At 74.1% G+C, this 24,365-nt stretch carries 17 protein-coding genes; 13 read left to right on the top strand and 4 right to left on the bottom strand.

Features of this window, described 5'->3' with window-relative positions:
- Window positions 1–16 precede the first annotated feature (16 nt).
- The 8 genes from OG900_27410 to OG900_27375 all read left to right on the top strand — a co-directional run bounded on the left by OG900_27410 (window position 17) and on the right by OG900_27375 (window position 11,539).
- Window positions 17–997, top strand: coding sequence for an ATPase (locus OG900_27410; GenBank protein ID WUH95948.1), 981 nt, complete (start codon window positions 17–19; stop codon window positions 995–997).
- Between the two features lie 188 nt (window positions 998–1,185).
- On the top strand, window positions 1,186–2,637 hold the full coding sequence (locus OG900_27405; GenBank protein ID WUH93472.1) for a hypothetical protein: 1,452 nt from the start codon (window positions 1,186–1,188) through the stop codon (window positions 2,635–2,637).
- A gap of 95 nt (window positions 2,638–2,732) precedes the next feature.
- Entirely contained in the window at window positions 2,733–3,659 is a 927-nt protein-coding gene (locus tag OG900_27400; protein WUH95947.1) for a glutamate ABC transporter substrate-binding protein, read from the top strand.
- 30 nt (window positions 3,660–3,689) lie between these two features.
- Window positions 3,690–4,970 carry a hypothetical protein gene (locus OG900_27395; protein WUH93471.1) on the top strand — a complete coding sequence of 427 codons (1,281 nt, stop codon included), beginning with the start codon at window positions 3,690–3,692 and terminating at the stop codon, window positions 4,968–4,970.
- Window positions 4,971–5,202: 232 nt separating this feature from the next.
- Entirely contained in the window at window positions 5,203–7,836 is a 2,634-nt protein-coding gene (locus tag OG900_27390; GenBank protein ID WUH93470.1) for a serine/threonine-protein kinase PknG, read from the top strand.
- Window positions 7,837–7,840: 4 nt separating this feature from the next.
- On the top strand, window positions 7,841–9,103 hold the full coding sequence (locus OG900_27385; GenBank protein WUH93469.1) for a protein phosphatase 2C domain-containing protein: 1,263 nt from the start codon (window positions 7,841–7,843) through the stop codon (window positions 9,101–9,103).
- A 54-nt stretch (window positions 9,104–9,157) separates the two neighbouring features.
- Entirely contained in the window at window positions 9,158–10,501 is a 1,344-nt protein-coding gene (locus OG900_27380; GenBank protein ID WUH93468.1) for a VWA domain-containing protein, read from the top strand.
- Window positions 10,502–10,591: 90 nt separating this feature from the next.
- A complete protein-coding gene (locus tag OG900_27375; protein ID WUH93467.1) occupies window positions 10,592–11,539 on the top strand; it encodes an FHA domain-containing protein in 948 nt (315 codons plus the stop codon).
- A gap of 33 nt (window positions 11,540–11,572) precedes the next feature.
- Here the strand turns inward: OG900_27375 and OG900_27370 are convergent, their stop codons facing one another.
- Window positions 11,573–12,493: a methyltransferase domain-containing protein gene (locus OG900_27370; protein ID WUH93466.1), complete on the bottom strand. Its 921-nt coding sequence runs from the start codon at window positions 12,491–12,493 to the stop codon at window positions 11,573–11,575.
- Window positions 12,494–12,566: 73 nt separating this feature from the next.
- On the opposite strand from OG900_27370, the gene OG900_27365 reads away from it, so the two are divergent.
- From OG900_27365 to OG900_27350, 4 genes are all read left to right on the top strand, one after another.
- On the top strand, window positions 12,567–12,971 hold the full coding sequence (locus OG900_27365; GenBank protein ID WUH93465.1) for a globin: 405 nt from the start codon (window positions 12,567–12,569) through the stop codon (window positions 12,969–12,971).
- A gap of 112 nt (window positions 12,972–13,083) precedes the next feature.
- Window positions 13,084–16,383 carry an ABC transporter permease gene (locus OG900_27360; GenBank protein ID WUH93464.1) on the top strand — a complete coding sequence of 1,100 codons (3,300 nt, stop codon included), beginning with the start codon at window positions 13,084–13,086 and terminating at the stop codon, window positions 16,381–16,383.
- Window position 16,384: 1 nt separating this feature from the next.
- The gene (locus tag OG900_27355) at window positions 16,385–19,168 is read left to right on the top strand and encodes a hypothetical protein (protein ID WUH93463.1); all 2,784 of its coding nucleotides are present in this window, start codon (window positions 16,385–16,387) and stop codon (window positions 19,166–19,168) included.
- Window positions 19,165–20,211: an ABC transporter ATP-binding protein gene (locus OG900_27350; protein WUH93462.1), complete on the top strand. Its 1,047-nt coding sequence runs from the start codon at window positions 19,165–19,167 to the stop codon at window positions 20,209–20,211. The genes OG900_27355 and OG900_27350 overlap by 4 nt, the downstream gene beginning before the upstream one ends.
- Before the next feature lie 58 nt (window positions 20,212–20,269).
- Here OG900_27350 and OG900_27345 read toward each other — a convergent pair whose 3' ends face one another.
- The 3 genes from OG900_27345 to ettA are packed head-to-tail and all read right to left on the bottom strand — an operon-like array spanning window position 20,270 to window position 23,048.
- Entirely contained in the window at window positions 20,270–20,962 is a 693-nt protein-coding gene (locus tag OG900_27345) for a hypothetical protein (GenBank protein WUH93461.1), read from the bottom strand.
- Window positions 20,959–21,384 (bottom strand): acyl-CoA thioesterase, encoded by a 426-nt coding sequence (locus OG900_27340; GenBank protein ID WUH93460.1) that lies wholly within the window; start codon window positions 21,382–21,384, stop codon window positions 20,959–20,961. Before OG900_27340 ends, OG900_27345 begins: the two co-directional genes overlap by 4 nt.
- The gene (gene ettA, locus OG900_27335) at window positions 21,384–23,048 is read right to left on the bottom strand and encodes an energy-dependent translational throttle protein EttA (protein ID WUH93459.1); all 1,665 of its coding nucleotides are present in this window, start codon (window positions 23,046–23,048) and stop codon (window positions 21,384–21,386) included. The genes OG900_27340 and ettA overlap by 1 nt, the downstream gene beginning before the upstream one ends.
- Before the next feature lie 269 nt (window positions 23,049–23,317).
- Between ettA and OG900_27330 the strand changes: the two genes are divergently transcribed.
- A complete protein-coding gene (locus OG900_27330; GenBank protein WUH93458.1) occupies window positions 23,318–24,286 on the top strand; it encodes a hypothetical protein in 969 nt (322 codons plus the stop codon).
- The last annotated feature ends 79 nt before the right edge of the window (window positions 24,287–24,365 follow it).

Genomic DNA, 24,365 nt, shown 5'->3' with positions numbered 1-24,365 from the left:
GCTCGTCCCCGGCGGCGTGCTCGCCATCGACGCGGGCAACAGCAAGACCGACGTGGCGCTCGTGGCCGCCGACGGGCGGGTGCTCGGCGCCGCCCGCGGCGGCGGCTTCCAGCCGCCCGTGGTCGGTGTCGGCCCCGCCGTCGCCGCGGTGGCCGAGATCGTGGCACGGGCGGCGGCGGACGCCGGGCTCGACACCCGGGAGGGCGCGGGCGGCGGACGGCCGCTGGCCGCGTACACCTCGGCGTGCCTGGCCAACGCCGACCTGCCCGTCGAGGAGCAGCGCCTGGAGGCGGCCGTGCACGCCCGCGGCTGGGCGCACACCACCCGGGTCGCCAACGACACCTTCGCGATCCTGCGGGCCGGCGTCGACGAGCCGCGCGGTGTGGCGGTGGTGTGCGGCGCGGGCATCAACTGCGTCGGCATGCTGCCGGACGGACGCACCGCCAGGTTCCCGGCGATCGGCAAGATATCCGGTGACTGGGGCGGCGGTTCCGGACTGGCCGACGAGGCGCTGTGGTACGCCGCCAGGGCCGAGGACGGCCGCGGCGAACCGACCGACCTGGCCCGTACGCTGCCCGCGCACTTCGGCCTCGGGTCGATGTACGCGCTGATCGAGGCGCTGCACCTGGAGGTGCTGCCGGCCGAGCGGAAGTACGAGCTGACGCCGGTGCTCTTCGCGACCTCGGACGCCGGCGACCCGGTGGCGAGGACGATCCTGGCGCGGCAGGCCGAGGAGATCGCGGCGCTCGCCGTGGTGGCGCTCGGCCGCCTCGACCTGCTCGGCGAGGAGGCGGACGTGGTGCTCGGCGGCGGGGTGATGGCCGCCCGCAACCCGTATCTGATGGACACTCTCGCCGAGCGGCTCACCGCCCGCGCCCCCAAGGCGCGGACCAAGGTGGTGACCGCGCCGCCGGTGCTGGGCGCGGCCCTGCTGGGCCTCGACCAGCTGGCGGCGCCGCCGCAGGCGCACGCCACACTGCGGGCGCACTACGGCTGAGCCGTCGTCAGGAGCGATCGGGGCCGCGGCGGAACCGAACCCGCGCGGGGGGCGTGTGACCAGTCGGAGGCGGGTGGTGACCGGTCAAGATCACACGCCCGCTGGAGGTATGGCCTCGGCTGCGGCCATACTGCTGCCTGACAAGCGTGACTTCCGCATGGCGGCAAGTCGGACCCGGGGGAGGGTATGTGACGCACACGCCGACCGGGAGCGCGGGCCCTGACGTGCGCATCGGAGCGGGAGTGCCCGCTCCGCGCGGCACCGTGCCCGCGCCACCGCCGGGCGCTCCGGGACCGGGCCGGCGGCGTGCCTGGGCGGAGTCGGCCGCCCGGCTGCGGGCCGCGGCCACCACCGAGCCCGGCCGGCTGCGGATCATCGGCGCCGCGCTCGCGGTGCTGGTGGTGGCCTTCGGCGCGACCACCGCGTTGCAGGTCACCGACCGTTCCACCGCGGCGGACAACGTCGTCAAGCACAGCGCCCCGCTCAGCGCGACGGCCGCGGAGATCTACCGCTCGCTCGCCGACGCGGACGCCACCGTCACCGGCGGCTTCCTGGTCGGCGGCGAGCAGCCCAAGGATGTCTCGGACCGCTACGAGAAGGACATCACCCACGCCTCCAAGCTGATCACCGAGGCCGCGGCCAACAGCGAGGGCTCCCCGCAGGCCCGCGCGCAGATATCCGCGCTCAACTGGCAGCTGCCCAAGTACGTCGAGCTGGTGACCGCCGCACAGACCAACAACCGGCAGGGCCTGCCGGTCGGCGGCGCCTACCTGCGCTATGCCAACAGCCAGATGCGCATGCCCGGCGGCCTGCTGGCCTCGGCCGACCGGCTCTACCAGATCGAGAACGACCGCCTCGGCCGCGACTACGTCCACGCCAAGGCACTGCCCTACGTGTCCTGGGGGCTGGGCGTGGTCGCGCTCGGCGCCCTGTTGTGGGCGCAGCGCCGCCATTACCGGCGGACCAACCGGGTGTTCAACCAGGGCATGCTGGCGGCCAGTGCCGCATCCGCGGTGGTGCTGCTGTGGCTCGTCGCCGGGCACACCGTGGCACGCGCGGAGCTGGAGAACTCCGCCGCGCACGGCGCCCGCTCGATGCAGGTGCTCAACAACGCGCGGATCAGCGTCCTGCAGGCCCGCGGCGACGAGAACCTGACCCTGGTGGCCCGCGGTTCCGGCGACGACTACGAGACCAACTTCACCACCGGCATGAGCCTGCTCGCCGGCAAGGACCCCAAGGGCGTGGGCGGCGAGCTGGCCGAGGCGCTGCAACTGGCGGACGACTCGGCGGGCAGCGATCCCGTCAACGCGGCGATCACCGGCGTGCAGACCTGGCGGGCCCGGCACACCGCCGAGCGCAAGAGCGACAAGGACGGGGACTACACCACGGCCGTCGCCAAGGTCATCGGCGGCAAGGACAGCAGCGGCAAGACGGTGGACCAGACGACCGGCTCCTGCTTCGACGCGGTCGACGCGAACCTGCAGAAGGCGGTCGCGCACGAACAGGACGAGTTCAAGGCCGCCGCGGACAGCGGCCGCGGCGCCCTGACGCTGCTGCCGTACGGCGCGGCGGCCCTCGCGGTGATCGCCGCGGCGGGCGCGCTGCTCGGCATCGGCCGCCGGCTGTCGGAATACCGGTGACCGGGATGCCGGAGACACCGCGTACGGACGCGGCGGGAGCGGGAAGGAGACGGACGGTGGGCGGACATCGGCGCGGCTGGGGCGGAGTCGCAGGGATGGCGGCGGCCTGCGCACTGGCCCTCCTCGGCGCACTCGTCCCGCTGCGGGACGACCCGGCGCCCGTGTCCGCGGGGCGCCCCGGCCAGGTGGCCAGGGCCCAGTACGCGGCGGTGCAGGACGACTCGGACACCTGCTCGCAGCCCGAGCGCAGCCTCGACCCCTACCAGGGCAGCACCTCGGGCGCCGCGGTGGCCCGGATCAGGGAATACGGCAAGCTGAAGGTCGGCGTCGACCAGAACAGCTACCTGTGGGGCTTCCGCGACCCGGCCACCGGCGACCTCGCCGGCTTCGACATCGACCTCGTCAAGGCCATAGCCAAGGACATCCTGGGCGACGAGAACGCGGTGCAGTACCTGACGGTGCCCACCGCGGACCGGATCAAGGACATCAAGGCCGGCACGGTCGACATGGTGGTCCGCACGATGACGATCAACTGCGAGCGGATCAAGGACGTCGCCTTCTCCACCGCCTACTTCACCGCCGGCCAGCAGATCCTGACCTCGGACAACTCCTCGATCACCGGCTTCGACGACTCCCTCAAGGGCAGGACCGTCTGCACCGCGACGGGTTCGACGGGTGAGAAGAAACTGCAGAGCGACGACCACGGCGCCAAGGTGATGCTCGTCGCCAACCAGCTCGACTGCCTGGTGCGGCTCCAACTCCACCTGGCCGACGCGGTCTTCACCGACAACGCGCTCGGTGCGGGACAGGCCGCCCAGGACCCGACGGTGCACCTGGTGGGGAAGACCGTCACCGACGAGCCGTACGGTGTGGCCATGAAACTGACCGACACCGACCTGGTGCGGCGGGTCAACAAGGTGCTCAACGCCTATCGTGCCGACGGTTCGTGGCAGGCCTCGTACCACCACTGGCTGGAGGACGACCTGCCGGGCATCAAGCCGCCCACGCCGTTGTACAAATAGGGCAGGGGTCTGGTGGGAAGAGAGGGCGTGATGGCGGTCGCTGGACCATCCGGGCCGGTGATGGGACGCGAGGACGTCGACCGTGCCCTGGCACGGCTCGCCACCGAGTACGAGGCGATCGAGTCCTCGCTGCTCTCCCTCCAGGACCATTCGGGCCGCCGGCTCCTCGAAGGCGCCGAGCTGACCGGCGTCACCAAGGAGCGCTGGGCGCAGACCGACGCGGCGATCACCGCGCTGTGGACGCACTTCGAGGCGTACACCGACGCCCTGACCACCGCCCGGGAGATCCGCTCCCGCCGCCGCTGGCCGACCCAGACCGAGCTGCGGCAGCTCACCGAGCTGCTGCGCGGCGCGGGCGTCAGCGTGACCGGCGCGGCCGTCCCCGACGCCGCCCGCTCGCTGACCGGACCCGCCCGGCTGACCGAGCGGTTCACCCTGGAGCAGCTGCTCGCCCGGATGAACAGCTGGTACGAGCAGGCGATGGAGACGGTCGCCGCCGCCGACTCCGTATGGTCGGCGCTGCCCGCCAGGATCGACCTGCTGGCCGCCGAGACGCAGCGGGTGCGCTCGCTCGCCGACTCGGTGGGGGTGCGCCCGGGGGCGCACCCGTCGGGCGACGAACTGGAGGCGCTGGTCGCGGAGCTGACCGAGCTGCGCGCGCAGAGCGTGTCCGATCCGCTGGCCTTCTGGCGGGCCAGGCCCACACCCGGCCGCCCCGACACCTCGCGCTACGAGCAGGCCGGCCGGCAGCTGGACGGCATCCGCCGCGAGGTCGAGGCGGTGATGCACGTCAGGGACGACGCGAAGCACCGGCTCGGGCGGCTGCGCGATGTGCTGTCCCGCGCGGACCGCACCCTGACCGAGGCGCGCAGCGCCCGTGTGGAGGTGCTCTCGAAGATCCTCGCCTCCGATGTGCCCGCCGTCAGCGGCCCTGCGTCCGTCCTGCACGAACGGCTCGCGATGGCCGAGGAATTCACCAGGTCCGCGCAGTGGCACCGGCTCTCGCCGCTGCTCGACAGCCTGGAGGAGCACGCCGACGACGAGTTGCTGCGGGCCAGGGAGTCGCTGACGGCGGTGACCGCCCCGCTGGCGGTGCGCGCCGAGCTGCGCGGCCGGCTCGACGCCTACCGCGCGAAGGTCGCCAGGCTCGGCATGGCCGAGGACCCGCTGCTGATCGAACGCTACGACCAGGCGCGGCGGTTGCTGTGGAGCGCGCCCTGCGACCTGGCGGCGGCGGAGCGGACCGTGCAGCGCTACCAGCAGGCGGTGGCCGAGAGCGGCGCCCAGCACCCGCCGCAGGACCGGCGGTGACCGGCGGTGCGCGCGGGTGTCCCCCGCTGTTCCCGCGGCATTCGCAACCGTCGCGTACGGTACGACCGTCGTAGCGGGTACGGACCCGGTCCTGCCGGTCGGGACGGGGCCGTGAGGGGCTGCGCGACGGCGCCGGACCCGGGTCCGGCCGCGGTGGCACACCAGGGGAAAGGCTGAGGGGGACACAGTGAGCAAGTGCCAACGGCCGGGTTGCGGCGGGACCTTGGAGGACATGGGCGGCGGCGACCTGTACTGCGACACCTGCGGCCTCGCGCCGCTGCCGGCCGCCGCCGCGCCGCCCGTGCCCGGCCCGTCCGCCGCGCAGCCGCCGCGCGCGCCGGGCGCCGACTCGGGGCGTACGTCCACCTCCACCTCCTCGCGGTCCTCCAAGTCGTCCTCCCGGGCCTCGCGGCGCTCGGTGTCGGGCCGGCTCTCGCAGGCCCTGACGGGGTCCGCCACCGGCCGCTCGGTGTCGGTGCGCAGCAGCCGCAGCGGCTCGTCGGGCACCGGGCGCGGCAAACTCGGCGCCGGCCTGGTCAGCGTCCCCACCGTGCCCCGGCCCGACCCGGCCGCCGCGGTGCTGGCCAACCCCGAGGTGCCGGAGCGCAAACGCTTCTGCAGCAAAGGCGACTGCGGGGCGCCGGTGGGCCGCAGCCGCGGCGACCGCCCGGGGCGCACCGAGGGCTTCTGCACCAAGTGCGGGCACCCGTACTCCTTCTCGCCCAAGCTGCGCCCCGGCGACGTGGTGCACGGGCAGTACCACGTGGTGGGCTGCCTGGCGCACGGCGGGCTCGGCTGGATCTACCTGGCGGTGGACCGCGCGGTCTCCGACCGCTGGGTGGTGCTCAAGGGCCTGCTGGACACCGGCGACGAGGACGCGCTCGCCGCGGCGGTCTCCGAGCGGCGCTTCCTGGCCGAGATCGAGCACCCCAACATCGTCCGGATCTACAACTTCGTCGAGCACCTGGACCAGCGCACCGGCACCCTCGACGGCTACATCGTGATGGCCTACGTCGGCGGCAAGTCGCTCAAGGAGATCGCCAACGAGCGCCGCACCCCCGAGGGCAGGCGTGCCCCGCTGCCGGTCGCGCAGGCCATCGCCTTCGCCATCGAGGCGCTGGAGGCGCTCGGCCACCTGCACAGCCGCAACCTTCTCTACTGCGACTTCAAGGTCGACAACGCGATCCAGACCGAGGACCGGCTCGAACTCATCGACATGGGCGCGGTCCGCCGCATGGACGACACCGAGTCGGCGATCTACGGCACGGTCGGCTACCAGGCCCCCGAGGTCGCCGAGGTCGGCCCGTCGGTCGCCTCCGACCTCTACACCGTCGCCCGCACCCTCGCGGTGCTGACCTTCGACTTCCAGGGCTACACGAACGTCTTCGTCGACAGCCTGCCCGACCCGGGCAACATCGAGGTCTTCTCCCGCTACGAGTCCTTCTACCGGCTGCTGGTGCGGGCCACCGACCCCGACCCCGGCAAGCGGTTCGCCTCCGCCGAGGAGATGTCCGACCAGCTGCTCGGGGTGCTGCGGGAGATCGTCGCCCTGGAGACCGGGGTGCAGCGGCCCGCCCTGTCCACCCTTTTCGGCCCGGAACTGCGGGTGGTGGACACCGAGCTGGTCCGCGCGGTGGCCGGTGACACCTCGGCGCTCGGCGCCGACCGGGCGCTGGAGAAGGCGGCCAGACGCCGCGACAAGGCCGGCGCGCAGTCCGCCGCACAAGGCGGGGCGAACGGCGCGGGCCCGAACGGCTCGGCAATAGGCCAAGGCTCGGCGATAGGAGCCGGCTCGGCAATGGGCCCCGGGCTGCCGGCCGGCGCGGTGCCGGCGCAACTTCCGGGCCCCGGCGGCTATCCGGCCGCGGCGGCCGCCCCGTCGTGGGGGCAGCCGCCGCTCCCGGTGGTCGCCCGGCTCGACACCACCGCGGCCGTCCTCGCGCTGCCCGTGCCGCACGTCGACCCCGGCGACCCCAACGCGGGCTTCCTGGCGGGTCTTTCCGCCGCGGCCCCCGGCGAGATGGTCACCGCCCTGCAGTCGGCGACGGTCGACTCGGTCGAGCGGCGGCTGCGCGAGGTCCGCGCCCGGCTCGAACTCGGCGACGCCCAGGGCGCCCAGCACGTGCTCGGCTCGCTCGCCGACCCCGACGACCACGCGGACTGGCGGGTGGTGTGGCACCGCGGCCTCGTCGCGCTGTGCACCGGCGACCACGAGACGGCCGCGCTGAGCTTCGACGCGGTCTACGACGCCTTCCCCGGCGAGCCCGCGCCGAAGCTGGCGCTGGGCGTGTGCGCCGAGGTGCTGCGCCAGCTGGACAATGCCGCGGAATATTACCGGCTGGTGTGGATCGGCGACCACAGCTACGTCAGCGCCGCCTTCGGCCTGGCCCGGGTGCTGCTCGCGTCCGGCGACCGGGCGGGCGCGGTCGCCGCGCTGGAGTCGGTGCCGGAGTCGTCCATCCACTACACGGCCGCGCGGGTCGCCGCCATCAGGGCCCGGCTGCGGGACCGTTCGCCGCACGAGCCGCTGCTGACCGACCTGCGGGCCGCGGGACTCCAGGTCGAGTCGCTGCAGCGGCAGGGCCTGGACTCCGACCGGCGCGAGCAGTTGGCCACCGAGGTGCTGGGCAGCGCACTGGACTGGGTGCTCGCCGGCCGTGTCGGGGAGCACACCGCGGCGCCCGCGGGCGTACCGTCGTCGGCATCCGGCGCCCAGGTCGTGCTCGGCGCCGACATGACCGAGCGGGGCCTGCGGTTCGGCCTCGAACGCTCGTACCGGGTCCTGGCAAGGCTCGCCCAGCAGGGCAGTACGAGGATCGAACTGGTGGAACGCGCCAACCGCTTCCGCCCCAGGACGTGGGTGTAACCAGATGCCACCACTCCCCGAGTCGGCGCGGGCGACACAGTCCGTCACGCCGTCCCTGTGCCCCGACTGCGCCGACCCGCTGGACGCGGACGACCGCTACTGCGGGAGCTGCGGTCTCGACCTGACCGCACCGCCGTCGGCTGCCGCGGTACCGCCCGCTCCCGCGGCGCCGCCGGCTGCCGCGCCGGCCGCCGACATGGAGGGCCCGGCGACGGACGCCTTCGTCCTGGCACCGCCCAAGCCGGCCAGGGCGCCCGCGGCGGACGACGGCGACACCCTCGCGCTCGGCGTCCCGCTGCCCGGCGCCCGGGTGTCCGACCCGCGCGAGGAGGAGCCCCCTGTGCCCGAGGGACCGGTGTGTGTGGCGTGCGGGCTGGGCGGGGTGGACGACGACGGCTACTGCGAGCACTGCGGCCACGCCCAGCCGCGCCAGCGCGACCACCAGGAGCAGGAGTTGGAAGGTGTGGCGGCGGTCAGCGACCGCGGCCTGCGGCACCACCGCAACGAGGACGCCTTCGCGCTGGCCACGGCCTGCCTGCCGGACGGCAGCCCCGCGGTGGCCGCGGTGGTGTGCGACGGCGTGTCCACCGCCTACCGCCCCGACGACGCCTCGGCGGCCGCGTCCGTCGCCGGCCGCGAGTCGCTGCTCGCGTCGCTGGAGCGCGGCACCCCGGCGGAGGACGCGATGCGCGCGGCCCTGATGTCGGCCTTCGAGGCGGTGACCGCGCTGGCCGCCGAGGAGGAGCCGCCGGGCGGTGTCCCGCACCACAACGCCCCGGCCTGCACGTGCGTCAGCGCGGTCGTGACGGGACCGGTCTTCACGGTGGGCTGGATCGGCGACAGCCGCGCGTACTGGATCCCCGACGACCGTACGCTGCCCGCCGCGCGGCTGACCGAGGACGACTCGTGGGCGGCCAGGATGGTCGCGGCGGGCCTGATGTCGGAGGCGGAGGCGTACGCCGACGAGCGGGCGCACGCGATCACCGGCTGGCTGGGCGCGGACGCCATCGAGGTCGACCCGCATGTGGCCGCCTTCCGGCCGGAGGGCCCCGGGGTGATCGTGGTGTGCACCGACGGGCTGTGGAATTACGCCGAGTCGCCCGCCGAGATGGCCGAGGCGATTCCGGTCGACGCGCGCAGCCGCCCGCTGCACAGCGCGCGCACCCTGCTGGGTGTCGCGCTGGACGGCGGCGGCCACGACAACGTAACGGTCGCGGTGCTGCCGTTCCCGGCCGCCGTGTCCCGGGCAGGATTCCCACCCGCGTAGCTTCCGGAAAAGCTGGGCGGGGCTGTGAAAGGGCTTTAAGGAGCGCAGGAAGCGATGGCCATTCTCTCGAAGTCGAACGTGCCGCTGTTCTCGGTCGACGTTTATCAGAACGAATACCTGCCGGAGGGCGGCCGTGAGGTCAACGCCATCGTGACGGTCACCTCGACCGGCGGCGGCACCACCGGCGGCCACCCGATGCCGGGCGCCCCCGCCGGCGGGGGCGGCGCGGCGGACGCCGGTGTGGTGATCATGGTCGACTGCTCGGGTTCGATGGAGTATCCGCCGACCAAGATGCGCAACGCGCGGGACGCGACGGCCGTCGCGATCGACGCCATACGCGACGGCGTCGCCTTCGCCGTCATCGGCGGCACCCATGTGGCGCGCGAGGTCTATCCGGCCAACGGCGGCCTGGCGGTGGCCGGTCCCGAGACCCGCGCCCAGGCCAAGCAGGCGCTGCGGCGGCTCACCGCCGGCGGCGGCACCGCGATCGGCACCTGGCTGCGGCTGGCCGACAAGCTGCTGTCGTCGGGCGACGCGGCGATACGCCACGGGATCCTGCTGACCGACGGCCGCAACGAGCACGAGAAGCCGGAGGAGCTGCAGTCCGCCCTCGACACCTGCGCGGGCCGCTTCACCTGCGACGCCCGCGGTGTGGGCACCGACTGGGAGGTCAAGGAGCTGACCGGGATCGCCTCCGCGCTGCTCGGCTCGGCGGACATCGTCGCCGACCCCGCGGGCCTGGCGGCCGACTTCCAGGCCATGATGGAGAAGGCGATGGGCAAGGAGATCGCCGACGTCAGCCTGCGGCTGTGGACCCCGCAGGGCTCCGAGATCGCCTTCGTCAAGCAGGTCGCCCCGGCCGTGGAGGACCTGACCGCCCGCCGCACCGAGGCGGGACCGCGGGCCGGCGACTACCCGACCGGTTCGTGGGGCGACGAGTCCCGCGACTACCACGTGTGCGTGCGGGTGCCCGATGCCGGCGTCGGCCAGGAGATGCTCGCCGCCCGGCTGTCGCTGGTGCTGCCGCAGCCCGACGGCACCCCGCAGGTGCTGGCGCAGGGCCTGGTGCGGGCGCTGTGGACCGACGACATGGCGGCGTCCACCCGGATCAACCCGCAGGTCGCGCACTACACGGGCCAGGCGGAGCTGGCCCAGGTCATCCAGCAGGGCCTGGAGGCGCGCAAGTCCGGTGACATGGACGGCGCGACGGCCAAACTGGGCCGCGCGGTGCAGCTGGCCAGCGCCTCGGGCAACGAGGACACGGCGAAGCTGCTGGCGAAGGTGGTCGACGTCGTCGACGCGGCGAGCGGTACTGTGCGGCTCAAGGCCCGCGTCGCCGACGCCGACGAGATGACCCTGGAGACACGGTCGACGAAGACCGTGCGGGTGAAGAAATAGCGCAGGAGGGACGCCGGTGGGCGGCGTCACGCAGTAGCTTCGCGCACAACCTGCGGATCCGCCCCGGGGGGCGGAGGGGGAGCCGGCACGATGCTTTGTCCTAACGGCCACGAGTCCACGGCCACCGACTGGTGCGAGACCTGCGGCATGCGGATGCCCGCGCCGCCGTCCTCGTCGTACAGCTCACGGCCCCCGTCGTCGGCGGCGTCCTCCTCCTCGACGCCGCCGGTCTCCCCGCAGCCTGCCTTCGGCTACGACCCGGCGGGCGCGGGGGGCCAGGGGTCCGGGCAGCTGTGCCCGGCGTGCGGGACGCCGCGGGAGGGCATGGCGCTCTTCTGCGAGGAGTGCCGCTACAACTTCCAGACGCATTCGGCCACCACCTTCGTCCCGCAGCCGCCGCACATCACCCCGACCGCACCGGACCGGCCGCCCTACCAGCGCTACGACTCGCAGCTGTCGCGGCCCTCCCGGGTCAACCGGCCCGCGGAGCCGCTGCCGTCGGAGTCGGTCACGGTGACCTCGGGCTCGGGCGACTTCCTGCTCGACCCGCCGAGCGCGGCGACGGCCGCCCCCGCGCCGCCGCACGGCCCCGCCTCGTCCCCGGCCGCGCCGCAGCCTGCGCCCGGCAGGGGCACCGCGTGGCTGGCGGTGATCGCCGCGGACCGGGAGTATTTCACCGCGGTGATGGCCCGCAGCGGCCCCGACGCGAGCGGCCTGTACTTCCCGGCCTTCTCCCCCGAGTTCGAGCTGCCGCTGACCGGCCACCAGATCACCATCGGCCGGCAGCGGCACAGCACGCGCGAGGCTCCCGACATCGACCTGTCCCGCGCCCCGGAGGACCCCGGGGTCTCCCACAAGCACGCGGTGCTGGTCCAGCAGCCCGACGGCTCCTGGTCGGTGGTCGACCAGGACTCGACCAACGGCACGACGGTCAACCTCGCCGAGGACCCGATCCCCGCCTACACCCCGATCCCGCTGGCCGAGGGCGACCGCGTCCACGTCGGCGCCTGGACGACCATCACCATCCGCCGGATCTGACCGCGCCCGACCGACTTCGTCCGGTTCCGCCGCTCATGCCGGGGCGGCCGGCACCGGCCAGGTGTCGGGCCCGTCCGGACTGTCGAGCCAGACCCACTGGCGGCGGCCCTCGACGGTCAGCCCGAAGCGGTGACGTGCCGGGTGCCGGTCGTGCAGCGAGGGCTCGCCGCCCACCGCGGGCGGCGGCATGCCGGCCCCCCGGCCGCGCAGCGGCACGAAATACGCCGGTGTGGGAAGGAAGCGCCCCTCGGCCTTGCCGTGCCCCAGCACGGTCAGCAGCACCAGCCCGGTCGCGAAGGGCGCCAGGATCCGCGCGCCCGGCCGGCACTGCCCGATCCAGGCCGGCGGCACCGCGGGCAGCTCGCAGGTCGCGATCACCCGGTCGTACGGCGCCCCCGCCGGGAAGCCGAGCGCCCCGTCGCCGGTGACGACGGTCACCGACAGGGCCTCGGCGGTGCCGTAGGCGGCCAGGTGCTCGCGTGCCGAGGCGGCGATCGCGGCGTCCAGGTCGACGGTCGTCACCGCGCCCGTCCCGCCGAGCCGGTGTGCGAGCAGCGCCGCGTTGTAGCCGGTGCCCGCGCCGATCTCCAGCACCCGCTGGCCCTCGCGGACGTCGAGCGCCTCGCACATCAGCGCCATCAGCGACGGCTGGCTGCTTGAGGAGACCAGCTCGCCGGCCGCGACATGGGTGGCGATCGGCTGGTCGCAGTAGGCGCCCGTCAGCCAGCGCAGCCGCCGCCGCGCGTCGGGGTCGTCCGCGGTATAGCGCCCGTATCCGGCGTCGGCGACGCCTCGGTAGTACTCCGGCACGAACAGGTGCCGCGGCACCTCCGCGAAGGCGGCCCGCCATGCCGGGTCGGTGAGCCCGCCGCCGGAGACGATGCGGCGCACCATCCGGTGCCGCAGCGCGGTCGCCGCCACCCGGAAGCGCTGGTCCTGACCCGACCCGGCCATGCCTCCATCCTGCCCCCGCGGCAGGGGTCCTACGACCCGGGTCCTCGGCCGGGCCGTCTGCGACCATGGTGGTGTGACTGACATCCCGCACGGCACGGTCGAGCAGCAGACGTTCTACGAGCTGGTCGGTGGCGAGGACACCTTCCGCCGGCTCGTACACCGCTTCTACCAGGGCGTGGCGGACGACCCCGACCTGCGCGCGATGTATCCCGAGGAGGACCTCGGCCCGGCGGAGGAGCGGCTGCGGCTGTTCCTGTCGCAGTACTGGGGCGGCCCGCGGACGTACAGCGACGAGCGCGGCCACCCGCGGCTGCGGATGCGCCACGCGCCCTTCCAGGTCGACAGAAGCGCACACGACGCCTGGCTGCGCCACATGCGCGCGGCGGTCGACGAGCTGGACCTGGCGCCCGAACACGAGCGGCAACTGTGGGACTACCTGGTGTATGCCGCCGCCTCGATGGTGAACACCCCCGGCTGAGCGGGCGCTCATTCGCGGTCGGTCACGATCGTATTGCGACAATCCTCGACATGTTTCGGCCCGCCCCCTTTTGTTGAGAGCATCCGATCATGACAGGACAGGGGCAGCACGGGTGACCGGATTCGTACTGCTGCGCGTCCGCGCCCACCGGCTGCTGCTGGCTGCCGCCCTGCTCACCGTGGTGCTGACCACCTGCGTGCTGGCGACCCTGGCCTCCTACACCGGCGCGATAGGCGACGCCGCCCTGCGCCGCACCCTCCAGCACCAGGCTGCCGACAAGTCGACCTTCGACGTCAAGGCGTCCCTGACCGGCAAGGACCCGGCGGCTCTCGACAAGGCGATACGCGGCGAGTTGGACCGGGCCTTCGGCACGCTGCCCTCGCAGGTCAGCGCCAGCACCAGGTCCGGCCCCTACGGTCTGCCCCTGGCGCTGCGTCCGGCGAGCCCGGCCAAGGACACCGCCCCTGATCTGACCCTGCTGGAGACCTTCGACCGGGCGCGGCTGGAACTCGTCGGCGGGAGCTGGCCGGCCGCCGCCGCCAAGGGCGCGGACACCGTCGACGTGGCAGTGCCGGAGACCGTCTCAAGGGCGCTGCACATTGCCGCGGGCCGGCGCATCACGCTGGCCGACCGGCTCGGCGGGCCGCCGCTGCGGATCGTGGTCACCGGTGTCTACCGCCCCGCCGACCTCGACTCGCCCTACTGGCAGCTCGACCCGCTCGCCGGGCGCGGCGTCCACACCCTCGCCTTCACCACCTACGGGCCGCTGCTCGCCGACCCCGGCACCTTCGCCTCCGGGCGGGTCACCGCCGACGAGATGTCCTGGCAGGCAACCGGCGACTTCCGCGGCGCGAGCGCCGGCCGTATCGACACCCTCCAAGCGGCCGTGCAGGACACCACCGCGCGGCTGAAGGCCGACAAGGCCACCGGCGCGGCACAGGCCACCACCGCACTGCCCGACCTGCTCGACGGCCTGCGCCGCAGCCTGCTGGTGACCCGCTCCACGCTGCTCATCGGCGCCTTCCAGCTGATCATCCTCGCCGCCTTCGCCCTGCTGCTGGTCGCCCAACTGCTCGCCGAGGAAAGGGCCGGCGAGACGGCGCTGCTGCGCGCCCGCGGCGGCTCGCGCGGCCGGGTGGCCCGGCTCGCCGCCGGTGAGGCCGCGCTCCTGGCACTGCCCGCGGCAGTGGTCGCGCCACTGCTCGCAGGACCGGTCACCCGGCTGCTGGCGGGCACCGGCGCCATGGCCCGCACCGGGATCACCCTCGACGGCGGCAGCGCGGGCGGCGCCTGGCTGGTGGCCGGCGCCGCCGCGCTGGCCTGCGCGCTCGCGGTGGTCGTGCCCGCGCTGCGCTCCACCGCCACCACCGCGCGCACCCGGCGCGGCGGCCTGCCGGGCGTGCTGCAGGCCGGCGCCGACCTCGCCCTGCTGGTGATCGCCGGCGTCGCGTACTGGCAGCTCCAGCGCCGGGCCTCGGGCAGCGGCGCGCTGAATTCCGACAGGTCGGGCGGCCTCGGCATCGACCCCGTGCTGGTGGCCGCGCCCGCGCTGTGCCTGCTGGCCGGCACCGTGCTGGTGCTGCGGCTGCTGCCGCCCGCGGCCCGGCTCGGCGAGCGCCGCGCCGCCCGCGGCAGCGGCCTCGCCCTGGCGCTGGCCGGATGGCAGCTGGCCCGCCGCCCCCGGCGCGGCGCCGCGGCCGCGCTGCTGCTGGTGCTGGCTGTGGCGATGGGCATGTTCTCCATCGGGCAGGGCGCCAGTTGGGACCGCTCGCAGCGCGACCAGGCCGACTTCGCCGTGGGCGCCGACCTGCGGGTGACCGGCATGACGACGCCGCCCTTCGGCCAGGCCGGCATCTTCACCGCAGTGCCCGGCGTCACCGCGGCCGCGCCCGCCGCCCGCGAGAGCCTGCTGCTGCCGGGCGACCAGCACGCCACCGTCCTGGTCGTGGACACCGCGAAGGCCGCGGGCGCGATGCGCCTCAGGTCCGACCTGACCGACGGCCGCCCGCTGCCCGCGCTGCTGGCACCGCTGCGTACCGCACCCGACGACCGGGGCCTCGCGATCGACGCCGCAGCCCGCCAGGTGGCCTTCCGGGCCACCCTGACGGCCATTGCGGCCCATGGCCGGCCCGCGGGCGCCGACGACCGGCCGGACCACATCACCGTCTCCGTGGTGGACGCCGAGGGCGTGCCGTACGACTTCGCGCTCGGCGACCTGCCGCCGGACGGCCGCCCGCACACCCTGACCCTCGACCTGGCCACCGCCGCGGGCAAGGGCACCCCCGCGGGCCCGCTGCGGCTGGTGAGGGTCGAGTCCTCCTACCAGGTGCCCGCCCCGTCCGAGAGCCGGGTCCTCACCCTCGCCTCCGCCCAGGCCACCCTGGCGGACGGCACGGTGGCGGCACTGCGGGCACCGGACGGCGGGGCCTGGGGCGCCACGGCGGACTTCGACGACAGCTCGCTCGGCGACATCCCCGGCACCGTCCCCCCCAGCGCCGACGACGCCCGGGTCGGCGGCGCCGCGCTGCTGTCCTTCGGCTACGGGACCGGCAATCTCCCCGGCGCCACCGACGCTTTCCAGGAGAACGGCGGAACAGTGCGGGTGAGCCCCCACGCCCCGGCGCCCCCACGGCTCAAGGCAGTGGCCACCGAGGGCTACCTGCGGGCGGTCGGCGCCAAGGTCGGCGACACCGTCCAGGTGCAACTCGGCGATGTGACGGCGCCGGTGGTCGTCAGCTCGGCGGTGCGGGCCCTGCCGGGCACCGACCCGGCCGGCGAGGCGGGCGCGCTGCTGCTCGACCTGCGGGCCGTCAACCGGGTACTGGCCGCCGCCGACACCCTGCCGGTCCAGCCCACGGAATGGTGGCTGGGCACCGCGCCGGGCGCCGCGAGCCGCGCCGCGGCCGCGCTGCGCGCCCGTACCGACGTGGACACCGTGCTCGACCGCGCCGAGACGGCGGCGGGCCTGCGCGCCGACCCGCTGGGCGCGGGCCCGCAGTCGGCGCTGCCCGCCGCGGTGATCGCGGCGGCGGTACTGGCCGCGGTCGGCTTCGCGGTCGGCGCGATGGGCGCGGCCCGCGAGCGCCGCACCGAATTCGCGGTGCTGCGGGCGCTGGGGGCACCACGCCGGAAACTCGCCCGGATGCTGGCCGCCGAGCAGGGCCTGCTCGTCGTCGTCTCGCTCGCCGTGGGCCTGGCGCTCGGCACCTTCCTGACCCGGCTGATCACCCCGCTGATCGTGCTGACCGGGCAGGCCACCCGCCCCGTCCCGCCGCTGGTGATCGAGCTGCCGCTGGGCCGGCTCGCCGAACTGCTCGCCGTGCTCCTCGCCGCCCCGCTGCTGGTCCTCGTCGCCACCGCGGCGCGGCACGGCGAACCCGCGGCGGCGCTGCGCCACCAGGCGGAGGACTGAAATGCCCATCACCGACTCCTGGCTGCGGACCCGGCTGCGCGCCGCCCCCGTGAGCGCGCTCGCGCTGGCCGCCCTGGTCCTGGTCACCGCCTTCCTCACCGCGGCCCTGCCGCGGGCCGTCGACCGCTACGAGGACCTGGCGCTGCGGCAGGCCGTCACGGACGCCGCCCCCCGGGACCGCGGCGTGTCGCTGTCCGACGACTACGCCACCGCGGACGACCCGGCGGGCGAGGACAAGCTCGACCCCACGGCCCTGGACGGCGTGGAGCGGGACTTCCGCAGCCTGCTCAGCCCGCCGCTGCGCATCTCCCCCGCCGAGGTCGTGCAGGGCGTGCGGTCCGGCGCCGAGGCCGAGGTCCCCGACCCTGAGCTGCCCCGGACCTCAGACCACGCGCCGGGCGCCGACCTGGTGGCGCAGGCGGGCCTGGCCGGCCATGTGAAGGTGGTCGCGGGCGCGCTGCCCCGGCCCGAGCGCGCGGGTCCCGCCGCCCTGGCCTTCGAGGGCGTGGTCGCCGAGAAGACCGCGCGGGTGCTGCACCTGAAGGTGGGCCAGACCGTCCACCTGGTGAAATTCGGCGCGAACCCGCTCTCGGTCACGATCAGCGGCATCGTGGCCCCGCGGGACCCGGCGGCCGGCTACTGGACCATGGACGACGACATGCTCGCCCCGCTGGTCAGCTACCCGCCGCACCTGCCGATCGAGCCGCCCCGCACGTACTGGCACTTCACCGTCCTGATCGACCCCAGCGCGGCCCGCTCCATCCCGCTGCTCGGCACGGGCGCGTCGATGTACTGGCACCACCCGCTGGACACCACTCGGCTCACCGCTCACGACGCGCCCGCCCTGAGCGCGGAATTGGCCGCACTCGGCAACGGTCCGCTGGCGACGCGGCTGGCCACGTCCAGCAACTCACCGTCACTGCACACCGTGGCCGGGGTCGGCTCGGTCCTCTACGCCTTCACGGCCGACCGCACCGCCTCGCAGCCGCTGGTGCTCATCGCGGCCTTCGGGGTGGGCACCACGGCCCTCGCGGTGCTGCTGATGGCGGCGGGCCTGGCCGCGGACCGCAGGCGCGGCGAAATCTCGCTGCTGCGCTCCCGCGGCGGCTCGCTGCGCGGCATCCTCCTGCGGCTGGTCGCCGAGACCGCCGCGGCGGCGGTGCCCGCCGGGGCCGCCGGCACCATGCTCGCGCTGCTGGTGCTGCCCACAGGGCGCTCCGCGACCGCGCTTGCGCTCGGCGCCCTGGTCACCGCCGCGGGGACGCTGGCGATGCCGCTACGGGCCACCCTGGCCGTACGGCGGCCCCGGCCCGCCGAGCGCGAGGACCTGGTGGCGCTGCGGCCCTCCCGGCGGCGGCTGGTGCTCGAACTGACCGTGACCGTGCTGGTGGCCGCCGCGGTGGCCGCCCTGCGGCGGCGCGGGACCGCCGACGGCGCCGACCCCTTCCTCGCCGCCGCGCCCGTACTGGTCGCGGTGGCCGCCGCGCTGGTGCTGCTGCGGCTCTACCCGCTGCCCCTGCGCCGGCTGGCACGCCCCGCGGCAAGGCTGCGGGGCGCGGTGACGCACCTCGGGCTCGCCAGGGCCGGGCGGGCCTCCTCCGGCGGGCAGCTGCCGCTGCTGGCGCTGCTGGTGGCGCTGACGGTGGCGTCCTTCGGCGGCTCGGTGCTGGCCGGGATCAGCCACGGCAGGGACCGGGCCGCCGCGGCCGCGGTCGGCGCCGACGCCCGGGTCGACTCGATCTACCCGCTGGACGCCAAGCTGCCCGCCCAGGTCGCGAAGGTGCGGGGCGTCGGCGAGGTGGCCGCCGTCCGGATCGAACCGCACACCGCCAACCAGGACATCCAGGCGAATTTCGACCTGCTGATCGTCGACGACCCCGCCGTCTACGCGCGCATCACCCGCTCGGTGGGCATGCCCGCCTTCCCCGCGGACGCGCTCGGCGCCAAGGTCGCCGCGGGCTCGCAGGCCCCGCTGCCCGCCGTCGTCTCACCGAGGATCGCCGACCTTCTCGACGGCGCCAAGAAGCCGGTCGACACCGGTGTCGGCGTCAGCGACATCCGGCCGGCGGCGACCCTGCCGGCCACCCCCGCCGTCGGCGACGGCGACTTCGTGATCATCTCCGGGCGGCAGCTCCACGCGCAGCACCCCCGGCTCGCCGCGTATCCGCAGTACGGCGGCCCCACCCTGCTGCTGGCCGGCGCCGCGCCCGGGGCGCACATCGACGCGGCGGCGCTGCGCAAGGCCACCGCGGGGAGCAGCAGCCCGGCCACGGTGCGGCTGCGCAGCGAGAAGCGGGCGGAGCTGTCCGACAGCCCACTGCAGAGCGGCGCCCGCACCCTCTACCTGGCGGCGGTCGCGGCCGGCGCCGGCTACAGCGTGCTGGCCCTGCTGCTGTCGCTGATGGCCGCCGCGCCCGGCCGGCTGGCGCTGCTGGCCAGGCTGCGCACCCTGGGGATGCCGCAGCGGCAGTCCCGGCGGCTGGTGCTGCTCGAAATGCTGCCGCAGGTGCTGCTCGCCGCCGTGGGCGGGGTCCTGGTGGGCCTCGCGGTCGTCCCGCTGCTCGGCCCCGGCATCGACCTGCACGCCCTCACCTTCGGCAGCGCCGCGACCACGCGGATGCCGCCCCCTTCCACCGGGATCGGCCTGCGCGCCGACCCCTGGTCCCTCGCCCTTCCCTCGGCCGCCCTGCTGCTCCTCGCCTGCGCGGTGCTGCTGGGGCAGGCCTGGGTGAGCGGGCGGCGCAGAGAAAGCACCGAGTTGAGAGCGGGTGACCGGACGACATGAGCGGACACGGGACGACGGAGGAGCCGGGCTCGGACGCTCCGGCGGGTGCTGCGGCGCGTTCCGCTGCGGGCAGGGCCCCTGCCCCGGCGAGCCTCGCGGAGCTGGAACGGCAGGTCGCGGAACTCCGCGACGGGCCCGCTTACGGCCAGGACTCGCTGATCAGCTGCGACCGGTTGGTGCGGATCTTCACCGCCGACGGCGTGGAGGTGCAGGCCCTGCAGGGCCTCGACCTGCTCGTCGGCAAGGGCGAGCTGATGGCGCTGGTCGGGGCGTCGGGCAGCGGCAAGTCCACCCTGCTCAACATCCTGGCCGGGCTCGACGTCCCCACCGCGGGCGCGGCCTCGGTCGGCGGCTACGACCTGCTGGCCATGGACGCCAAGTCCCGGCTCCGCTACCGCCGGGAAGTCGTCGGCTTCATCTGGCAGCAGACCTCGCGCAACCTGCTGCCGTATCTGACGTCCGCGCAGAACGTCGTGCTGCCCATGCAGTTGTCCGGCCGCGGCGGGCTGCGGCACAAGCGGCAGCGCGCGGCCCGCGCCGCCGAACTGCTCGGCATCCTCGGCGTCTCCCACTGCCACGACCGGCGTCCGGGCCAGATGTCCGGCGGCGAGCAGCAGCGGGCCGCCATCGCGGTCGCCCTGGCCAACGACCCGGCCGTGGTCCTCGCCGACGAGCCCACCGGCGAGCTGGACTCCGTCACCGCCGAGCAGGTCTTCGGTGCCTTCCGCACCGCCAACGAGCAGCTCGGCACCACCGTCGTGGTCGTGACCCACGACCAGTCCGTCGCCGACGCGGTGCACCGCACGGTCGCCATCAGGGACGGCCGTACGGCCTCCGAGGTCGTCCGGCGCACCGAGATCGACGAGCACGGCCAGGAGTCGGTGGTGGCCCGCGAATACGCCACCGTCGACCGGGCCGGCCGGCTCCAGCTCCCCCGGGACTACGCGGAGGCCCTGGCGATCCGCCGCCGCGTCCTGCTGGAACTCCAGCAGGACCACATCACCGTGCGCCCGGACGACCACCCCGAGCAGCGGCAGGACTGAGCGAGGCCCCGGCCGTCCCGGGCCGGGGCGGGTCTGTCAGGGCCCCGGGGTGTCCCGCTCAGGCCGGGGAGAAGCTCAGGCCCGCGGCAGGCGACTCGCGCCGTACCGCCACCGAGCCGTAACCGGTGCGCAGCCGCGTCCACGGTCCCGCCGCGAGCAACGCCACGGCGTCGTCACCGTCGCCGCGCAGGAAGCCCAGCGCATGGGCCGCGTGGATCACCCGCAAGGTGGTGCCCTGGTAGGGCCGGGTCCACAGCTCCTCCGCGAGCGCGTCGAGCGCCGCCCGGGTCCGCTCCTGCTGCGGCAGCTCCTCGGTGCGGGCCCGGAATTCCGCGACCGCCTCGGCCGCCGCCTTCCGCACCTGCCCCGGGTCGAACTCCGCCGTCCGCCGCCACCCGCCGCGCGGCGGCAGCAGCCCGGCCCACGCAGGGCCGGTCACGGACGGCGGCAGCTCGAAGCCCCCGGCCGCCGCGGAGACCGCTTCGAGCAGCTGCCCGGCAGACACCGTGGCGTCCACCGCAGCGGCCACCGCCTCGTCGCCGCGCACCGCGGTGCTGCGCACGGCGAGCACTCCGCCGAAGGGCGGGTGCCCGAAGACCCCGAGCGCCGGTTCGCCGGCCGCCGAGCGCAACCGGACCACGGCCGCCTTGTCCCAGCGCACCAGCCGCCCGAGGAAGGCGGCCAGGTCGGCCGCCTCCCCCGCGGTGTCGCCGCGGTCGCCGTGCCCCAGGACCAGCCGGACTGCGGTCATACGGCGAAGGACCCGTCCTCGTCGCGGTATTTCTCCAGGAAGGCCCGCTCCTCTGCGGTGATCCGCCGGGGCCGGGACAGGGCCAGGTTGTAGGGCACCACGACGGTCGAGGCCCGCGCGTAGACCGTCGCCTCGTCCTTCACCTCGTAGCGGACCGTCATGGACGCCGCCGAGATGTCGGTCACCCACGTCTCGATGTCCACCGGCTCGTGCCGGTGCACCAGCGGCCGCAGGTAGTCGATCTCGTGCCGTGCCACCACGGAGCCGCCGGTGAAGGACGCGCTTCCCTCACCCGGCGCCAGGCGGAACATGAAGTCGATCCTGGCCTCCTCCAGATACCGCAGGAAGACCACGTTGTTGACGTGCCCGAAGGCGTCCATGTCCGCCCAGCGCAGCGGGCAGCGGAAGAGATGCCGCGCCATCAGCCGCGCGTCAGCTTCTTGTACGTGGCACGGTGCGGGCGGGCCGCGTCAGGGCCGAGCCGCTCGACCTTGTTCTTCTCGTAGGACTCGAAGTTGCCCTCGAACCAGAACCACTTCGAATTGCCCTCGTAGGCCAGGATGTGGGTGGCCACCCGGTCCAGGAACCACCGGTCGTGGGAGACGACCACAGCGGCGCCGGGGAATTCCAGCAGCGCGTTCTCCAGCGACGACAGCGTCTCGACGTCGAGGTCGTTGGTCGGCTCGTCGAGGAGCAGCAGGTTGCCGCCCTGCTTGAGGGTGAGGGCCAGGTTCAGCCGGTTGCGCTCACCGCCGGACAGCACGCCCGACGGCTTCTGCTGGTCGGGGCCCTTGAAGCCGAAGGCCGACACATACGCGCGCGACGGCATCTCGACCTGGCCGACGTTGATGTAGTCCAGGCCGTCGGAGACGACCTCCCACAGCGTCTTCTTCGGGTCGATGTTGGCGCGGTTCTGGTCGACGTAGGAGATCTTCACCGTCTCGCCGACCTTGATGACGCCGGAGTCGGCCTCCTCCAGGCCCTGGAGCATCTTGAACAGCGTGGTCTTGCCGGCGCCGTTGGGGCCGATGACGCCGACGATGCCGTTGCGCGGCAGGGTGAAGGACAGGTCGTCGATCAGCACCTTGTCGCCGAACGCCTTGGACAGGTGCTCGACCTCGACCACGATGGCGCCCAGTCGCGGGCCCGGCGGGATCTGGATCTCCTCGAAGTCCAGCTTCCGCATCTTGTCGGCCTCGGCCGCCATCTCCTCGTAGCGGGCGAGCCGCGCCTTGGACTTGGCCTGCCGGCCCTTGGCGTTGGAGCGGACCCACTCCAGCTCTTCCTTGAGCCGCTTCTGCCGCTTGGCGTCCTTCTGGCCCTCGACCTTGAGCCGGGAGGCCTTGTTCTCCAGGTAGGTGGAGTAGTTGCCCTCGTACGGGATCGCGCGGCCGCGGTCCAGCTCCAGGATCCACTGCGCCACATTGTCCAGGAAGTACCTGTCGTGGGTGACGGCGACGACGGTGCCGGCGTATTTGGCCAGGTGCTGCTCCAGCCACTGCACGGACTCGGCGTCCAGGTGGTTGGTGGGCTCGTCGAGCAGCAGCAGGTCGGGCGCTTCGAGCAGCAGCTTGCACAGCGCCACCCGGCGCTTCTCGCCGCCGGACAGCGTGGTCACCTGCCAGTCGCCGGGCGGGCAGCCCAGCGCGTCCATCGCCTGCTCGAGCTGCGCGTCCAGGTCCCAGGCGTTGGAGTGGTCGAGCTTCTCCTGGAGCTTGCCCATCTCGTCGAGCAGCGCGTCGGAGTAGTCCGTCGCCATCAGTTCCGCGATCTCGTTGAACCGGTCCAGCTGCGCCTTGACCTCGGCGACGCCGTCCTGCACGTTCTCCAGGACCGTCTTGGACTCGTCCAGCGTCGGCTCCTGCAGCAGCATGCCGACGCTGAAACCGGGCGACAGGAAGGCGTCACCGTTGGACGGCTGCTCAAGCCCCGCCATGATCTTGAGCACGGTGGACTTGCCGGCACCGTTGGGACCGACCACACCGATCTTCGCGCCCGGCAGGAAGCTCAGCGTCACGTCATCGAGGATGACCTTGTCGCCGTGCGCCTTGCGCGTCTTGCGCATCGTGTAGATGTACTCAGCCAAGAGAAACCGTCCGGCAGATCGAGAAGGGCCAATGTGCGGCTCCGCCGCGTGAGGGCAGATACACCCCATCTTGCCAGCCGTCCACCCTTGCGGGCGAATGCGTTGCCCTCCGCCCCCGCCCGGCCCTCTGACCTGCGCTCCCCCTCCGCGCTGCCCGCGCCCGCCTGCCGTCCGGGCGATGACCTGGACGAACCGGGGCCCGTGCTCGGGACCGGTACGGCAAGCTGGAGTGCCGCAACCTGTGAGACGGCCTTGACCGGGAGGACGACGTGTTGGAGCACGAGGGACTCGGTCAGGAGCAGGCCAACGCGGCAGAGCGCGTGCCGGACCCCTCGGCTCGGCCGCACCCGGGCAGCCTGCCGGCCGCCGGTGTGCTGGAGGTTCCTTCCCGCTCGGCTGCCGGCGCGGGCACCGTGCTCTCCATGCAGCGCATGGCCGGCAACGCCGCGGTGACGAGGTGGCTTTCCGCCGCCGGTCCGGGGAGCGGTCGGCGGCTCGACGGCCACGTGGTGCAGCGCGACGACGACAGCGCCGTCGTCGACACATGGTCGGGCAGCCCGCCCGACGCCGAGCAGGAGTCCGCCGACGCCGGTGAAGGGATGACGCCGGACCTCTTCGAGGGGATGTTCGACCCCGACACCCTCGCCCAGGAGATCGCCGACGCCGACGACTCCGATCTGGGCGCAGCCGACCTGGTGCCCGACACGCCCCGGACGACCGACGGTCAGGACTCGGCGCCCACCGCCCAGGCCCTGTCGCTTCAGCGGGACCCGCCGGCGAACATCGACCCCGCCCAGAAGCAGACGAAGCCGGGCGGCACGGGCGACGTGCTGAAGGCCGTCTCCTCACTGCCCGAGGTCTTTCCTCAGCTCAAGCTGGGACTCGCGCAGGTCAAGCACATGGCGCTGACCGACTGGAAGATGCTGGTCAACGATCCCGTCGCCCTGTCGGTTTCCATACCCATCAGCGTGATGATCGCAGCCGGCGTCGTCGTCGGAGTCGAAAGCAGTCCCGACATGCGCAGGACGCTCAACCCCCAGATATTCGGCAAGGACTTCCCTGTCCCCGTACCCGACTCCGTGAGGGGCGTAAAGCTCCCGGGTCTCTCCGTCAAGATCATGGGTACCGGTGCCGAAGCCAACGGGCTGGTATTCACCCTCGACTTCGGCAAGGTCCTCGGGTGGAAGGCACCGAAGGCCCTCGGCCAAGGGGACACCGCCGGCGGCATTCAGCAGTAGGCGTCCCCGCTGACGGCGGGAGGGCCGCGGTGCGGCTGGAGGCCCGGAGGCCCTGGAGGCCGACCACCAGGCCGCTGAC

The sequence above is a fragment of the Streptomyces sp. NBC_00433 genome, assembly GCA_036015235.1.
Lineage (GTDB): Bacteria > Actinomycetota > Actinomycetes > Streptomycetales > Streptomycetaceae > Actinacidiphila.
The sequence above is the reverse complement of the archived record's forward strand: the minus strand, read 5'-3'. Positions and strand labels throughout refer to the sequence as shown.

Excerpts from the sequence above, each read along its gene's own strand:
- OG900_27355 (WUH93463.1), top strand. The coding sequence starts at position 16,385 with ATGCCCATCACCGACTCCTGGCTGCGGACCCGGCTGCGCGCCGCCCCC.
- OG900_27385 (WUH93469.1), top strand. The coding sequence starts at position 7,841 with ATGCCACCACTCCCCGAGTCGGCGCGGGCGACACAGTCCGTCACGCCG.
- OG900_27380 (WUH93468.1), top strand. The coding sequence starts at position 9,158 with ATGGCCATTCTCTCGAAGTCGAACGTGCCGCTGTTCTCGGTCGACGTT.
- OG900_27340 (WUH93460.1), bottom strand. The coding sequence starts at position 21,384 with ATGGCGCGGCATCTCTTCCGCTGCCCGCTGCGCTGGGCGGACATGGAC.
- OG900_27350 (WUH93462.1), top strand. The coding sequence starts at position 19,165 with ATGAGCGGACACGGGACGACGGAGGAGCCGGGCTCGGACGCTCCGGCG.
- OG900_27370 (WUH93466.1), bottom strand. The coding sequence starts at position 12,493 with ATGGCCGGGTCGGGTCAGGACCAGCGCTTCCGGGTGGCGGCGACCGCG.
- OG900_27390 (WUH93470.1), top strand. The coding sequence starts at position 5,203 with ATGGGCGGCGGCGACCTGTACTGCGACACCTGCGGCCTCGCGCCGCTG.
- OG900_27345 (WUH93461.1), bottom strand. The coding sequence starts at position 20,962 with ATGACCGCAGTCCGGCTGGTCCTGGGGCACGGCGACCGCGGCGACACC.
- OG900_27395 (WUH93471.1), top strand. The coding sequence starts at position 3,690 with ATGGCGGTCGCTGGACCATCCGGGCCGGTGATGGGACGCGAGGACGTC.
- OG900_27375 (WUH93467.1), top strand. The coding sequence starts at position 10,592 with ATGCTTTGTCCTAACGGCCACGAGTCCACGGCCACCGACTGGTGCGAG.
- OG900_27400 (WUH95947.1), top strand. The coding sequence starts at position 2,733 with ATGGCGGCGGCCTGCGCACTGGCCCTCCTCGGCGCACTCGTCCCGCTG.